At 71.6% G+C, this 13768-nt stretch carries 13 protein-coding genes and 4 pseudogenes; 4 read left to right on the top strand and 13 right to left on the bottom strand.

From position 1 onward, the window contains the following. Nucleotides 1-25 precede the first annotated feature (25 nt). The 8 genes from RM609_RS10720 to RM609_RS10685 form a co-directional block, all read right to left on the bottom strand. Nucleotides 26-1363, bottom strand: a complete 1338-nt coding sequence (locus RM609_RS10720; protein ID WP_311609922.1) for a Ni/Fe hydrogenase subunit alpha — start codon at nt 1361-1363, stop codon at nt 26-28. Next, nucleotides 1360-2160 (bottom strand): NADH-quinone oxidoreductase subunit B family protein, encoded by an 801-nt coding sequence (locus RM609_RS10715; protein WP_311609921.1) that lies wholly within the window; start codon nt 2158-2160, stop codon nt 1360-1362. Before RM609_RS10715 ends, RM609_RS10720 begins: the two co-directional genes overlap by 4 nt. Nucleotide 2161: 1 nt before the next feature. Next, nucleotides 2162-2965 (bottom strand): FAD/NAD(P)-binding protein, encoded by an 804-nt coding sequence (locus RM609_RS10710; protein WP_311609920.1) that lies wholly within the window; start codon nt 2963-2965, stop codon nt 2162-2164. Next, a complete protein-coding gene (locus RM609_RS10705) occupies nt 2962-3363 on the bottom strand; it encodes a Crp/Fnr family transcriptional regulator (RefSeq protein WP_438828420.1) in 402 nt (133 codons plus the stop codon). Before RM609_RS10705 ends, RM609_RS10710 begins: the two co-directional genes overlap by 4 nt. A 50-nt stretch (nt 3364-3413) precedes the next feature. Beyond that, nucleotides 3414-4592: a 4Fe-4S dicluster domain-containing protein gene (locus RM609_RS10700; RefSeq protein ID WP_311609918.1), complete on the bottom strand. Its 1179-nt coding sequence runs from the start codon at nt 4590-4592 to the stop codon at nt 3414-3416. 108 nt (nt 4593-4700) lie between these two features. Continuing rightward, nucleotides 4701-7415, bottom strand: coding sequence for a bifunctional acetate--CoA ligase family protein/GNAT family N-acetyltransferase (locus RM609_RS10695; protein WP_311609917.1), 2715 nt, complete (start codon nt 7413-7415; stop codon nt 4701-4703). A gap of 96 nt (nt 7416-7511) precedes the next feature. After that, complete coding sequence (locus tag RM609_RS10690; protein WP_311610236.1) at nt 7512-7778, bottom strand: HypC/HybG/HupF family hydrogenase formation chaperone; 267 nt, start codon at nt 7776-7778, stop codon at nt 7512-7514. Nucleotides 7779-7783: 5 nt separating this feature from the next. Beyond that, nucleotides 7784-8236 carry a Kae1-like domain-containing protein gene (locus tag RM609_RS10685; protein ID WP_438828413.1) on the bottom strand — a complete coding sequence of 151 codons (453 nt, stop codon included), beginning with the start codon at nt 8234-8236 and terminating at the stop codon, nt 7784-7786. A gap of 159 nt (nt 8237-8395) precedes the next feature. Here RM609_RS10685 and sigJ point away from each other — a divergent pair, with 159 nt between their 5' ends. Further along, nucleotides 8396-9286, top strand: coding sequence for an RNA polymerase sigma factor SigJ (gene sigJ / locus RM609_RS10680; RefSeq protein WP_311610234.1), 891 nt, complete (start codon nt 8396-8398; stop codon nt 9284-9286). 92 nt (nt 9287-9378) lie between these two features. Beyond that, the gene (locus RM609_RS10675) at nt 9379-10005 is read left to right on the top strand and encodes a flavodoxin family protein (RefSeq protein WP_096211573.1); all 627 of its coding nucleotides are present in this window, start codon (nt 9379-9381) and stop codon (nt 10003-10005) included. A gap of 150 nt (nt 10006-10155) precedes the next feature. On the opposite strand, the pseudogene RM609_RS34615 reads toward RM609_RS10675, so the two are convergent. The 5 genes and pseudogenes from RM609_RS34615 to RM609_RS10650 all read right to left on the bottom strand — a co-directional run. Continuing rightward, nucleotides 10156-10398 (bottom strand): annotated as a pseudogene (locus RM609_RS34615) (IS5-like element IS4811 family transposase); the annotation flags it as partial. 174 nt (nt 10399-10572) lie between these two features. Continuing rightward, nucleotides 10573-10902 (bottom strand): annotated as a pseudogene (locus RM609_RS10660) (transposase); the annotation flags it as partial. Continuing rightward, nucleotides 10890-11108: a hypothetical protein gene (locus tag RM609_RS10655; RefSeq protein WP_311609910.1), complete on the bottom strand. Its 219-nt coding sequence runs from the start codon at nt 11106-11108 to the stop codon at nt 10890-10892. The pseudogene RM609_RS10660 and the gene RM609_RS10655, both read right to left, overlap by 13 nt. A gap of 33 nt (nt 11109-11141) precedes the next feature. Beyond that, on the bottom strand, nt 11142-11237 hold the full coding sequence (locus RM609_RS34480; protein ID WP_369016232.1) for an acylphosphatase: 96 nt from the start codon (nt 11235-11237) through the stop codon (nt 11142-11144). A gap of 47 nt (nt 11238-11284) precedes the next feature. Next, nucleotides 11285-11812, bottom strand: coding sequence for a hydrogenase maturation protease (locus RM609_RS10650; protein WP_311609908.1), 528 nt, complete (start codon nt 11810-11812; stop codon nt 11285-11287). Nucleotides 11813-12057: 245 nt separating this feature from the next. Between RM609_RS10650 and RM609_RS10645 the strand changes: the two are divergent. Both RM609_RS10645 and RM609_RS10640 read left to right on the top strand, forming a co-directional pair. After that, nucleotides 12058-12246 (top strand): annotated as a pseudogene (locus RM609_RS10645) (DUF1918 domain-containing protein); the annotation flags it as partial. Nucleotides 12247-12290: 44 nt separating this feature from the next. Next, nucleotides 12291-13449, top strand: a pseudogene (locus RM609_RS10640) (nicotinate phosphoribosyltransferase). Nucleotides 13450-13768: the final 319 nt, after the last annotated feature.

The raw sequence follows: 13768 nt of genomic DNA, 5'->3' as shown, positions 1-13768 counted from the left end.
ATTCGTTGTTTCACGCGGTGTTTCCTCATGCTCGTTCGACGGTCAGGTCGAGGAAATGGGCCGAGCAGGAGATACAGGGGTCGTGATTGCGGATGGCCCGTTCGCACAACCGGGTCAGCTCGGCGTCGGTGGCGTCGCCGTGCCGCAGCCGGTCCTGGACGATCCGGCGCAGGTCCTCCTCGATGGCGCCCTGGTTCTGGGAGGTGGGCGGGATGAGACAGGCGTCGGTGACGAGTCCTTCGGCGTCGAGGGTGTAGCGGTGGTAGAGGGTGCCGCGCGGGGCCTCGGTGGCGCCGTGGCCCGTCTCGGCCCGCGGGGGGACCTCCACGGCGGGACGCGGCGGGCGCTCGTAGGCGTCGATCAGGCGCAGCGCTTCTTCCACGGCGTAGAGGACCTCGACGGCACGGACGACGATGGCGCGGAAGGGGTTGCGGCAGATCTCCCCGGAGGCCGGGTCGGCCAGGCCGGCCGCCTGGGCCGCTTCCCGGACGGCGGGCGGGAGCTGATGGCCGCTGATGGCGTACCGGGCCAGGGCGCCGGTGAGGTGGCGTCCGCCGTCCAGCCGGGCCTGGAGCGCGGTGGAGTGGGGGACCTGCTCCTCGGCCACATGGGTGGTGAAGTCCGCGAGGGGGAACGTCCTGGAGGGGTGCCCATCGCCGTGCGGCAGCACGGTGGGGGTGCCCGTTTCGATGGCGTACGTTCCCGGTTCGGCGAGGGCGAGGAAGTCTGCCTCGCATGTCGCCTCGGGGAAGCCGAAGCCTGCCACCCAGGCGACGGTCCCGAGCGCGTCGTCGCGCGCCTGCCGCAAACGCTCGGCCAAAGGACGGAATTCCGTACGGGCGGGGGTGCGGTGAAAGCCGCCGACGCGGACGTTGACGGGGTGGATGGCACGGCCGCCGAGGAATTCCACGATGCTGTTGCCGGCCTGCTTGAGCCGTAGTCCCCGTTCGACGTCGGCGCGGTGGGTGCGGGAGAGCTCGATCGCGTTCTCGTGGCCCAGGAAGTCAGGCGCGTGGAGGAGATAGATGTGCAGGGTGTGGCTCTCGATCCACTCTCCGCAGTACAACAGCCGCCGTAGCGCGGCCAGTTGCCCGTCGACGGTGACGCCGCAGGCGTCCTCGATCGCGTGGCATGCGCTCAGCTGGTAGGCGACGGGACAGATACCGCATACGCGTGACGTGATGTCCGGTGGTTCGGTGTGCCGACGCCCGCGCAGGAACGCCTCGAAGAAGCGCGGCGGCTCGTAGATGCTCAGCTCGGCCCGGGTGGCGGTGCCGTCGTCGATCCGCAGGCGCAGGGCTCCTTCCCCCTCGATGCGGGCGATGGCGCCGACGCGCAGAACGCGCGAGCCGCGGCGCGTCATGAGGATGCCCCTTCTTCGCCGAGTTCACCCGGTGGCTCGATCGCGGCGAAGTCGTGGACGTTGAAGGTGTGCAGAAAGCGCAGGATGTCCTCGTCGCTCATGCCGTCACCCCGGAGCAGCGGGATCATCGCGGGCATGTTCGTCGAGCCGGACGGCCCGAAGCAGCCGTAGCAGCCCCGTCCGTAGGCCGGGCACAGCGCCCCGCATCCCGCGTGCGTCACCGGTCCCAGGCAGGGGATGCCATGGGCGACGGGGAGGCAGGTGGTGCCGCGTCGTTTGCAGGCGAAGCAGACGCTGTGGTTGGGGATGTCGGGGCGGCGGTCGGCGAGGAAGGCGGTGATGACCTCGATGAGCTGGCCGCGGTCGATGGGGCAGCCGCGCAGTTCGAAGTCGACGGGGACATGGGCCGAGATGGGAGTGGAGGTGGCGAGGGTCTCGATGTACTCGGGTTTCGCGTAGACGGTCGCGCGGAACTCGGCGACGTCGGCGAAGTTCCGCAGGGCCTGGACGCCGCCCGCCGTGGCGCAGGCGCCGATGGTCACCAGATGGCGGGACTCGGCGCGGATGCGCCGGATGCGTTCGAGGTGTTCCGGGGTGGAGACCGATCCCTCGACGAGGGAGAGGTCGTACGGGCCCGACTGGATATCGCTCGACGCCTCGACGAAGTGGGCGATGTCGATCTCGGCGGCCAGCGGCAGCAGCTCATCCTCGCAGTCCAGCAGGGTCAGCTGACAGCCGTCGCAGGAGGCGAACTTGAACACGCCCAGCCGGGGACGGGAACCTACGGGTACGGCCATCTCACAGCTCCCGTACGGCGAGCAGCGGCTCGGCGAGGGCGTAGCCGACGACGGGTCCGTCCCGGCACAGCAGCAGGGGGCCGAGCTGACAGTGGCCGCAGTGACCGGTCGCGCAGTGCATATTGCGCTCGAGGGAGACGCGGATGTGCTGTGCCGGGACGCCTCGGTGCAGCAGCTCGCGGGCGGTGGCGCGGATCATGACCTCGGGGCCGCAGACGAAGGCCGTGGTCTCGTGCGGGGTGAACGCCGCCTCGTTCAGCAGGGTGGTCACCACGCCGACGTGGCCGGTCCACTCCGGACCCGCGCGGTCCACCGTCACTCCGCAGTACGGTCGCCCCCAGCCGTCCAGTTCCGATCGGTACAGCAGGTCCTCGGGGGTGCGGGCGCCGATGAGGACGTTCAGCCGTCCGTGGTCGCGGGGCAGGGACAACACCGCCTGGACGAGCGGCCGCAGCGGGGCCAGGCCGATGCCGCCCGCCACCACGAGCACATCGCGTCCGGCAGCGGCCGGCAGGTCCCAGCCGGTGCCGAAGGGGCCCCGCACACCCACCTGCGTGCCCGGGCGAACGGCGCACAAGGCGCGTGACACCGCGCCGACTCCCCGGATGGTGTGGGTCAGGGCGCCGTCCCGCAAGCCGGCGACGGACACGGGAATCTCGCCGACGCCGAAGGCGTAGAGCATGGCGAACTGCCCCGGGGCGAACGCGGGCAGTCCGCCGCCGACCGGCCGTAGCTCGATCGTCCGGGTGTCCGTGGTCTCAGGCCGGTTGCTCACCACCTGGTAGGGGAGAGGAACTGCGGTCACCGCGCCGACCCACTCCCGTACGGGCCGTAGAGGTCGAGCAGCCGGGTGCGGGCCGCCCGCAGGCGTCCGCCGATGACCTCCACGACGTAAGTGAGCAGCGCGCGGTCGAGTTCGTGGTCACGTTCGCGCAGGGCGTGGACTTCGGCCGCGTCGAATTCCCAGGCTTCCACCGGGCTCGTCGCCTGGGCGCCCAGGTGCCACTGGTGCGGCGGGCACAGCCATGACCAGCCGACCAGACCGCCCGCGCCGAGGGTTTCGACGACTGCGGCCTGGCGGCCAGGCACATGGATGTCGAGGTTGACGGTGCCCGTGCGGATGACCCAGAAGCGGTCCGCTCGTTGGCCTTCCTCGAAGAGCCGGGTGCCCGCGGGGAACGACGCTTCGTGGCCCAGTCGCATGAGTGGCTCGCGGGAACCCTCCGGGATGGCTTCGAACAGACCGGTGCCTTTCACGGCGTCTCGTCCTTCCTCCCGGCCTGCCGGGTGAGGGATTCCTGATGGAGGGCGTGGGCTTCCTCGGTGATGTCGATGGCGACCGGGCACCACACGATGCATCGGCCGCAGCCCACGCAGCCGGAGCTGTCGAACTGGTCCCACCATGTACCCAGTTTGTGGGTGAGCCATTGGCGGTACCGGCTGCGCCCGCTGCTGCGGACGGAGCCGCCGGGCAGGTGGGTGAAGTCCAGGTCGTAGCAGGATTCCCAGCGCCGCCAGCGCTCGGCGTGGTCGCCGGTGAGGTCGGTGACGTCCTCGGTGGTGGTGCAGAAGCAGGTGGGGCAGGCCATGGTGCAGTTGCCGCAGGTCAGGCAGCGGGCGGCGACATCGTTCCAGCGGTCGGCCTCCAATGTGCCGGCGAGCAGTGCGCGCAGGTCGACCTCCGGCATGGTGCGGCCCATCCGCCCGGCGGCGGCCTCGACGTCCTCGCGGGCCCGGGTGCGCGTCAGGTCGTCGGCGGGCCGGCGCGGCAGGCTCTCCAGGACCGCCGCCCCTTCCTCGGTGCCGGCGCGGGCCAGGAAGCGGTGCCCGGCGTCGTCCAGTACCTCGGTCAGCGCCAGGTCGTAGCCGGGGCGCGCGGCTGGGCCGGTGTCCATGGAGACGCAGAAGCAGGTGGCGCCGGGCTCGACGCACTCGACCACGACGAGGAACGCGCCGGTACGGCGTTCCTCGTAGGCGTCGTCCCGGTGCCGGCCGCCGGTCATGACGCGGTCCTGGATCTGGATGGCCCGCAGGTCGCAGGGCCGTACGCCCAGGAAGGCGAACGAGGTGGGCTCGGGGCGCTCGGCCAGGACCGTCATTCCTCCGTCGGGAGCGCGGTCGGCGGTCCACTGCCGGACCCGCTCGGGGTGGAGGAAGTTCTTCCACGACTGGGGGCCGGCGCTATGGGCGAACGCGGCGGCGTCGGTCCGGCGCTTGGTCCGGTAGTGGCCGGCCTCCAGTTCCACCCCCCAGCCGTAGGGCAGCTCGTCGGCGGACTCGATCTCGGCCAGGACAATGGCGCCGTCCCGTTCGGTCGGGCCGATCACCGTCCGGCCCCGGGCGCGCAGCTCCCGCACGAGGGCCCCGATGCCTTCCAGGTCCAGTACACAGGCCGTGCTGTCGGCGTCCGGCGGTGCCGTCGCGGAGGGCATGACGTCTCCTGCTCACTCGGTGGCGGTGCTCCCCTCAGCCTGACCACACCCCCGGTGGGCCGCACTCCGAGCGCGCCGGGAGGGGGGCGGGCCATCCGGGCGCCGGTCTCAGCGCAGACGGCGCAGGTACGGGTCGTACGCCTTGTGGGGTTCCAGCCGCACGCGGGCGTCGAGCGCCATGACGCCGTCCGGGCAGGCCACGACAGGGTTGAGGTCGGCCTCGGCGAGCTGGGGCAGGTCGCAGGCCATCCGGGACAGGCACAGCAGGAGGCGTTCGAGGGCGCCGAGGTCGACGGGGATCCCGCCGTGGCGGCCCGACAGGAGGACCGAGCAACGCGGTGAGGTGATGAGGTCGTCGAGGTCGTAGGTGGTGAGCGGGGCGAGGCGGGCGGCGTGGTCGGCCAGCACGTCGGTGGCCGTGCCGCCCTGCCCGAAGAGGACGAGCGGGCCGAAGACCGGGTCCTGGACGACGCCCGTCACCAGTTCCAGGACGTGCGGGGCTTGCGGCTGTACCACCACGCCGGAGAGCCTGTCGCCGAAGCGGTCCGCGAAGCTGCGGTAGGCGGTTCGGACCTGCTCCTCGCCTTGGAGGTCGAGGCGGACGGCACCTTCATCGGTTTTGTGCACCAGGCCCGGCCAGTGGGCCTTGAGGACGACCCGGCCGTCGGGCCCGGCCAGCCGCGCGGCCGCCGCCACGGCGGTCTCCTCGTCGCATACCCACTCCCAGGGCACCTGCGGAATGCCGTAACGGGTGAGGAGCCGTGCGCACTGGAGTGGGTCGAGCCACCCGCCTTCCGGCCGTTCGCCGAGCCATTCGGCCACGTCCGCCCTGGCTCCCTCCACGTCGATGCCAGACGGGTCCGGCGGCAGGCTCTGCGGGCGGATCCGGTGACGAGCGTGGGCCGACGCGTACGACAGGGCTCGGGCCGCGTCCTGCGCGTCGGCGTACGAGGGCACGGCACCGCCGCGCTCGGCGGGCAGCAGTTCCACGCGCGCGGGCCGGTCCACCAGGACCAGAGCCGTCGTGCACGGAACGCGGGCCGGTGCGTGGGTAAACGCCCGCACCAGGTCGTCGCCGGTGGCTGCGGCCAGGGCAGTCGGGACCAGGACGCCCAGCACCGCGTCGACATCCCGGTGCGCCGCCAGCAGGTCCACGCAGGCACGCAGCCGGTCCTCCGGGACGGCGGCGGTCGCGTCGACCGGATTGCCGACCGCCGCACCCTCTGGCAGGGCGGCCGCGACCTCCGCCGCCAGCCCGGGCTCCAACGGCCGTACGCTCAGCCCGGCCTCGCTGCACGCGTCGGCGGCCAGCACCCCCACCCCGCCGGCATTGGTGACCACCACCACGCGATTGCCGGCGGGCAGTGGCTGGGCATGCAGCAGCGCCGTCGTGTCCAAGAGCTCCCCGATGGTCCGGGTGGCGATGATCCCGGCCTGGTGGAAGAGGGCCTGCCGGGTCATCGTCGGCGTGGCGGCAGCGGCGGTGTGTGAGGCCGCCGCCCTCCGCCCGGCCTCCGACCGCCCCGCGTCCACGGTGAGTACGGGCATGCGTCTGCTCACCCGCCGCGCGGTACGGGAGAACGCGCGGGGGCTGCCGAACGACTCCAGGTGCAGCACCGCCAGATCGGTGCGGCCGTCCTCCTCCCACCACTGGAGCAGGTCGTTGCCGCTCACGTCGTACTTGTCGCCGAGGGAGACGAACGTCGACACGCCGATCCCCAGCCGGGACAGCCCGTCCAGCAGGGCGATGCCGACGCCGCCCGACTGGGTGGCGACTCCGGCCGTGCCCGGGAGCGGGAAGCGGGCGGCGAAGGTCGCGTCCAGCTGGACGTCCTTCTCCGTGTTGGTCAGGCCCAGGCAGTTGGGCCCGACGACGCGCATGCCGTGCCGGCGGCAGGCCGTCCGCAGCCCTGCCGCCTGGTCCGCGTCGAGGCCGGACGTCACCACCGCCAGCGCCCGAACCCCGTGCGCGCCGCACTCCTCGGCGACGGCGGGCACCGCGTGGGCGGGGACGGCCAGCACGGCCAGGTCCGGTGGCTCCGGCAGATCGGAGACGGCGGGGTGGCAGGGCAGTCCGTCGAGGGCGGGGCCGTGGGGGTTGACGACGTGCACCGGGCCGGTGAAACCGTTGGCCCGCAGATTGCGCAGGATCGCCCTTCCCACGGAAGCGGGGCGGTGACCGGCCCCGACGACGGCTACAGACCGGGGCCGCAGCAACGGCCGGAGGCTGGCGACGTCGGCGGTGCGGCCCCGCGTGTCCAGGACCGTCAGGTAGTGCTCGTCCGGTGCCAGTGCCACCCGGACATGGACTTCCGGCCCCTCGAAACGCCGGCGCACCGGGAGCCCGAGGTCGGCGAAGACCCTGATGACCCGCATGTTCTCGCTCAGCGCGTCGGCCGTCAGCTCCTGGATCCCCTCGGCCCGCGCGAGGTCGACGAGGTGCTCCAACAGGAGCGTTCCGACGCCGCGGTGGTGCCACTCGTCCGCCACGGCGAGGGCGACCTCGGCGGCTGTCGGCCTGCCTCGCGGCGCGTCGGTAGGTGTCGCGTGATATTCGGCCAGCCCCACCACGTCACCGTCCGCCTCGGCCACCAGCGCCCGGTCTCCCGGCCCCGCGCCCAGACACAGGATGTCCGCCGCCTGCTGCGCGATGAGGGAGCCGCTGGAGAAGAACCGCAACCGCAGGTTCGCCGGGGACATGTGCTCATACAGCCGGAAGACCGCCGTGCGGTCTTCCGGCACGACCTGCCTGACCTGCACGGTCGTCCCGTCTGCCAGCAGCGCGTACACCGCGGTGCCCGGCGATTCGGGTGCACGGGTCATGGCACGGACGCCTCCTCTCCCTCCAGCATGGCCCGCGACGTGCGCAGGGCGCATGGGCAGAGGGGCACCGGGAGTGACCGGCCGGTTCGCCTCTCGTCAGCGGGAGCGGGGCAGTGGTTCCCCGATTTCCCCCTCCACGGCGTCGGCCATGGCCCTCAGCACCTCCAGGGTCCGTTCCGCCTCGGTCTCGTCGACCGTGGTGATGGCGAACCCGACGTGGATCACGACATACGTGCCCACGTCCGCATCGGATGTGTAGGCCAGGCATGCCTCGCGGCGGACCCCGCCGAAGTCGACCGTGGCCATCCGCAGCCCCGCACGGTCGTGGATCTCCACCACCCGGCCCGGAATGCCCAGACACATCGCCGTCATGCTTCCCGCAGGCGGGCTGCGGCCACAGCCGCCTGCCCGTAGCTGATGCCACCGTCGTTGACCGGTACGGCACTGCCCACCAGCACCCGCAATCCCTGGCCTTCGAGCAGGGCGGTCAAGGTGGGTACGGGGTCGTACACCCACAGCCCGTCGGCCCGCGCGAGGCGCCAGGGGAGGGATTCGGCGCGTTCGTCCCCCGCCGCCGACTCCAGGGCGACGGCCGCCTGTCCTTCGTAGGTGGCGTCGTCGCACAGGCCGATGAGGCTCGCCGCGGCGCCGAAGAGGCGTCCGGCGCTGGACGCTCGCGGACAGTTGACGCTCCGTCCGACCATCGCCCGGACCACTCGGGTCCCCTCCGGCGGTAGCCGCCGGACGAACGATTCGGCAAGGGAAAGCGGGACACCCGGACCGCCGAGCGCCTCGGACCCGTACAGATACCCCAGGGCCATAGCGGGTGTTTCACAAGTCCGCCCTTTCCCACTATGAGATACCGCCGTCCTACGTCGTCGGTCTGAGCGGGCTCGCTCGCTTCTGCGGGGGCTGTCTTCGAAGATCCCGAGTTCGGGTAGCTACGCTGGATCCGCATGCTGGAGGAGGTTGCGATCGGTATGGGTGATGGGCACGGGCCCGGACGGTCTGAGCAGGAGGAGGCGCTCGGAGCCGGATGGGAGAGGCACCGGCCTGCGGTTTTCGGTGTGGCCTACCGGCTGCTGGGGAGTGTGGCTGATGCCGAGGACGTGACCCAGGATGTGTGGTTGCGGGCGGCCGGAGCGGATCTGCGGGACATCGGTGATCTGCGGGCCTGGCTGGTGACGGTGGCCGCGCGACGGTCGTACGACATTCTCAAGAGTGCCCGCTTCCGTCGGGAGAGCTATGTCGGGCCGTGGCTGCCGGAGCCACTGCTGACGGGGCCGGACGCGTCGCAGCCGGTACTCGTCGATGAATCCGTCGGCTCGGCGATGCTGCTGATCATGGAAGAGCTGAGCCCGCCGGAGCGGGTGGCTTTCGTCCTGCACGATGTCTTCGGTCTTGAGTTCGGCAAGATCGCCGAAGTGCTGGACATCTCCGTGCCGGGCGCCCGGCAGCTCGCCTCGCGGGCGCGACGGCGGGTGGCCAAGGCGAAACAGTCCATGCCGCAGGCGTCGAAGGCGGAGCGCGAACGCGTCCTCGCGGTTTTCCGCGCCGCGTACGAGGCCGGGGACCTGGCCGGCTTGGTCAGGCTCCTGCACCCGGACGCCGTCTTCGTCACCGACGGCGGCGGCAAGGCATTCGCGGCACGCAAGCTCATCCACGGCGGCGAGCGCGTTGCCGAGGTCATGGTGCGTGTGGGACGCCGGTGGCGTCCGGACCGTATCGCCTTCGCTGAAGTCGGCGGCGAGCTCGCCCTGGTGCTCTACCGCGAAGGCCGGGTCCACTCCGTGGACACGGTCCAGATCACAGACGGTCTGATCACCGCGTACCGCAGGGTCATCAATCCCGACAAACTCGTGCGCGTCTGAGCTGTCACACCTGGAGGGGCTACCTCGTCTCCCTGGTGAATTGACCGCCTCGCGCCGCGCCACGCGGCACGATCCTGAGGAGCCCTGCCATCATGACCACGCCTGCCCCGGCCGCTTCTTCCGCCGCTGCCGTCCCGCCGGTCGTCGCCATCGCCCATCACTCGGGCTTCGGCCACACCTCGGTGCTGGCCGAGGCGGTGCGCGAGGGCGCCGCCGACACCGGGGCGACCGTCCACCTGGTCAAGGTCGACGAGATCACCGAGGAGCAGTGGGCACTGCTCGACACCGCCGACGCGATCGTCTTCGGCTCGCCGACCTACATGGGCACCGCGTCCGGCGCCTTCCACGTCTTCGCCGAGGCCACCTCGAAGCGCTGGGCGACCCGCGCCTGGCAGGACAAGCTGGCGGCGGGCTTCACCAACTCCGGTTCAAAGAGCGGCGACAAGCTGCACACCTTGCAGTTCTTCTCCGTGCTGGCCGCCCAGCACGGAATGCACTGGATCAACCTCGGCCTGCCGTCCGGCTGGCACTCCACCACCGCCTCCGAGAACGACCTCAACCGCCTCGGCTTCTACCTGGGCGCCGGCGCGCAGACCGACACCGACCGGGGCCCGGACGGCGTCCACAAGGCCGACATAGCCACCGCCGAACACCTCGGCCGGCGAGTGGCCGCCCAGGCCGCGGTGTACGCCGCCGGTCGCGCCGCGGTCGCCGCCTGATCCGCCTCCCACGGGTGCCGGGCGCCCGTGAGCGACGTACGCGCCCGGCCCGCGCGCCTCGTTCCGCGCGTGCCGCCCGTACAGCTGGCGTCACGCGGCCTGGACGAGTTCGCCGGGCCGCGGTGGGGCGGCGCTGGGGTAGCGACGGGGCCGGGTCAGGCGGCGGGTCATCAGCGTGATGACGGCAGTGTTGAGCATCGCTTCCGCGTGCGCGGGGAGGCACTCGTAGTCTCTGACCAGCCGCCGGGCGTGCATCCACCAGCTTTCCACGATCCACCGCCGCGGCAGCAAGACGAAGCCTTTCGAGTTCTTGGGACGGCTGACGGTCTTGACGGTCAGGCCCAGGGACCTCTTCGCCCAGGAGACGAGGGTGCCGGCATAGGCCCGGGGCGCCGGCCTCGGGCGGGCGTCAGGCCGGGGCCTGGGCCGTCTTGGCGGGCAAGCCGACGTCTTCGCAGGTCAGGCCGGGTTTGTTCCCGGCCTCCTTCTTCTCGTCGTCCTCCTGGGAGCGCGATGATGGAGGTGTGGGAGGGACCGCATCCTCTTGCGTCTTCATCCGCGCGGCCCCTGCCGTCGCCTTCTTCGTCCAGGGGGTCCGGGGGCCGGTGCGGGTCAGGCGGAGGGTCATCAGCGTGATCGCCGCCCATGTGATGAGGTCTCGGAGTGTTGGACGAGCCGTTCGTAGTCCCGGGCATGGCGGCGGGCGTGCATCATCCAGGCCAGCGACCTCTCGACGATCCAGCGGCGGGGCAGGATGACGAACCCGGAGGCGTCGCGGGGCCGGGAGACGGTCTTGATCGTGAGGTTGAGGTGTCTTTTCGCCCAGGTCACGAGCTTGCCCGCGTAGGCGGAGTCGGCCCGGACGATCGTGATCTCCGGGTGTATCAGGCGGCTTCGCAGGTGGCGACGTCCGACGGAATCTCACGGGCGCCGGGCCGGCTGCCGCCGGTCCGGGCACTGGCCCGGACGGCGAAGCCCGAGCCCGGCGGTGGGGGAGGGCCGGACAGATCCGCCACGGTCACCCAGCGGATGTCGGCCAACGGCGGCGCCTCCGCTCGCAGCAACCCGACAAGGGCCTGCACCGCCAGCGGCGGCCCGGCCACGGTCACCTCGACGCGGCCGTCGGCGTTCAGGACCTACCCGTCGAGCTCCAGCCGCGTAGCCAGGCGATGGACGAAGGGACGGGAACCCACGCCCTGGACCCTGCCGGAGACCGTGATCGCCTGGGCCACCCGGCCCGGGGTCTGAGGGGCGGCCGTTGCGCCTCCGGGCGCCACCCTCACAGCCGTACGCTCCGAGGCGCTCCGGTCCCGCCGCGAGGTCCGGCGAGGTACTGGACGATCTCCTGCTCGACCCGTTCCGTGAGGGGACCGACCGCCGCGGCGACCGCCGGGGTCAGCCCCGTGCCCAGGTGGCCGTCGGCTCCTTCGACCGCGTAGACGACCAGGCGCCGGGGCAACCTGTCGAGCGCACGGGCCAGCTCGACCGCCTCGCCCAGGCCGAGCCCGTGGCTGCTCGCCGTGCCCGCCTGCCACGCCTTGTACCCGTCCAGCTCCAGCCGGTGGATCCTGCCCGGACGCCCCGGGTGGGCGTGGGCAGCGTCCACGACCACGGCCATCTCGGCGCCCTCCCACAGCCCGATCAGCCGACCTGGCTCCCCGTCGCAGCACACCAGCCGGATTCCGGCCGGCAGGCCGCTGCGGGCTGCGCCTTCCCGCAGGCGGGCGACGACAACGGGACCCACGCCGTCGTCCCGCCGGAACTCGTTGCCGACCCCGATGACCGTGATGCGGTGGGAGACCGCCATGGTCCGCTCCTGTGCTCGGGCCTCTCCTCCGTGCTGCACTCACCTTCGCCCAGACGCCTCGTGCCTGCTCGGCAGCGCAAGTCGCCCATTCGGAGCGATGCGCCGCCCGGGCATGGCTTCTTTTGCCCACGTGGCATCGAGGAGCTCCGCTGAACGGGGCTGTCCCGGCCCGTCCGGGCAGCGTGCGTCTTGGGTCGGAGGGGCGGAGTCTGGTCTTGGAGGCACGGCAAGGAAGCGGTGACGACATGCACGCGCAACTCGGTGACCACTTGATCGTCGAGAGCCCGACCACGGGCGCGACCAAACGCGACGGAGAGATCATCGGCCTCCACCACGCCGATGGCACACCGCCGTACGACGTGCGCTGGTCGGACACCGAAAGGGTGACTCTGGTCTACCCGGGGCCGGACGCCCACGTGCACCACCCGGAACACAACCCGAAGGCGGTACGCCCCCGCTGAGGGAGGAGGCGTCGGCGATGCCGGACGCCACGACGACCGACCTCTACGAGGTCACCATGGCCCTGTCGTACCTGCGCGAGGGGCTGACCCGACCGGCGACGTACGGGCCGTGCCCGAAGGGCGCGTCGTCCTGGCAGGCGAGCCCCTGGTGGAGATCACCGCACCCCTGCCACAGGCCCAGCTGGTGGAGAGCTATGTCCTCAACCAGGTCAACCACCAGACCACCGTCGCCTCCAAGTGCGCCCGCAGCGTGCTGGCCGCTGCCGGGCACCCCGTGGTGGACTTCTCACTGCGCCGTACACACGGCACGGAAGCCGCCTACCAGGCGGCCCGGCTGGGCGCCATGGTCGGATTCGCCGGGACCAGCAACGTGGCGGCTGCCCACGCCGAGGGTGTCCCGCGATCGGGACGATGGCCCACTCCTACATCGAGGTCTTCGGGACCGAGGAGGAGGCTTTCCGTGCCTTCGCCCGCGCCCACCCGGGCCCGGTGACCTTCCTGGTGGATACCTACGACACCGAGAACGGTGTCGCGACCGCCGCACGCGTACTGAAGGACCTGGGGCTCGGGCCGGGATGCGCGATCCGGCTGGACAGTGGTGACCTGGGCGCGCTGGCGGTGCGCTCCCGGCGGATCCTCGATGCCGCCAGGCTGCACGAGGTGCGCATCGCCGCCAGCGGCGGCCTCGACGAGTCCGCCGTGGACCGGCTCGTCCGCTCCGGGGCGCCCATCGACACGTACGCGGTCGGCACCAAGACCGGTGTATCCGCCGACGCCCCCTATCTGGACTCCGCCTACAAGCTGGTCGAGTACGACGGACGGCCCGTCATGAAGCTGTCCTCGGCCAAAGTGACGGCGCCGGGCCGCAAGCAGGTCTTCCGGCGGCCCGGCTACGCCGATGCCATCGGCCTGCACGACGAGCCCTCATCGCCGGATGGGGAACCGCTGCTGGAGACGGTCGTGCGGCACGGAGCGCGGGACCGGACGGACACCCGGCACTCCCGGCTGGACGAGGCACGGGGACGCTTCGCCGCGGACCTTACCGCGCTGCCTGCCGACGCGCGGCGCATCACATCGCCCGTCGCCCCCAAGGCCGTTCGCTCGCAGCCGCTCACCGAGCTCGCTGCGCGCGTACGTCACCGTGTCGAGCGGGAGATTCTGGCCGATACGCGGTAATACAGTAAGGCGGCGCCCAACGGCGGGGAGAGCGAAGCCCTTTCCGGGCATTCAGCGTGCCCCAATATGCGCGAGGAAGGCCAACGGCCTGCAAACCTGATGCAGGCCGTTGGAGATGCAGGCCGTTGGAAAGAAGGCAGATCTTCCTGCTTCTTACTGGCACGGCCCACTTGACCCGCTTGTGTCCCAGTAGGCGACCTCTCCCCAAAGCTCCCCGCCAGGGTTGGGATTTGACTCCGATGCGCCGTCCCACCAGTCGACGTAGAAGGATTCCGTGCAAGTACTGGCCGAGGTCCTGCCGGCCACGTTGTTGTCGAGC

Origin of the sequence: Streptomyces hesseae (assembly GCF_031845785.1) — a bacterium.
In the GTDB taxonomy this organism is placed as follows: domain Bacteria; phylum Actinomycetota; class Actinomycetes; order Streptomycetales; family Streptomycetaceae; genus Streptomyces; species Streptomyces hesseae.
Note: the sequence above shows the minus strand (reverse complement) of the source record. Positions and strands in the feature narration are given on the sequence as shown.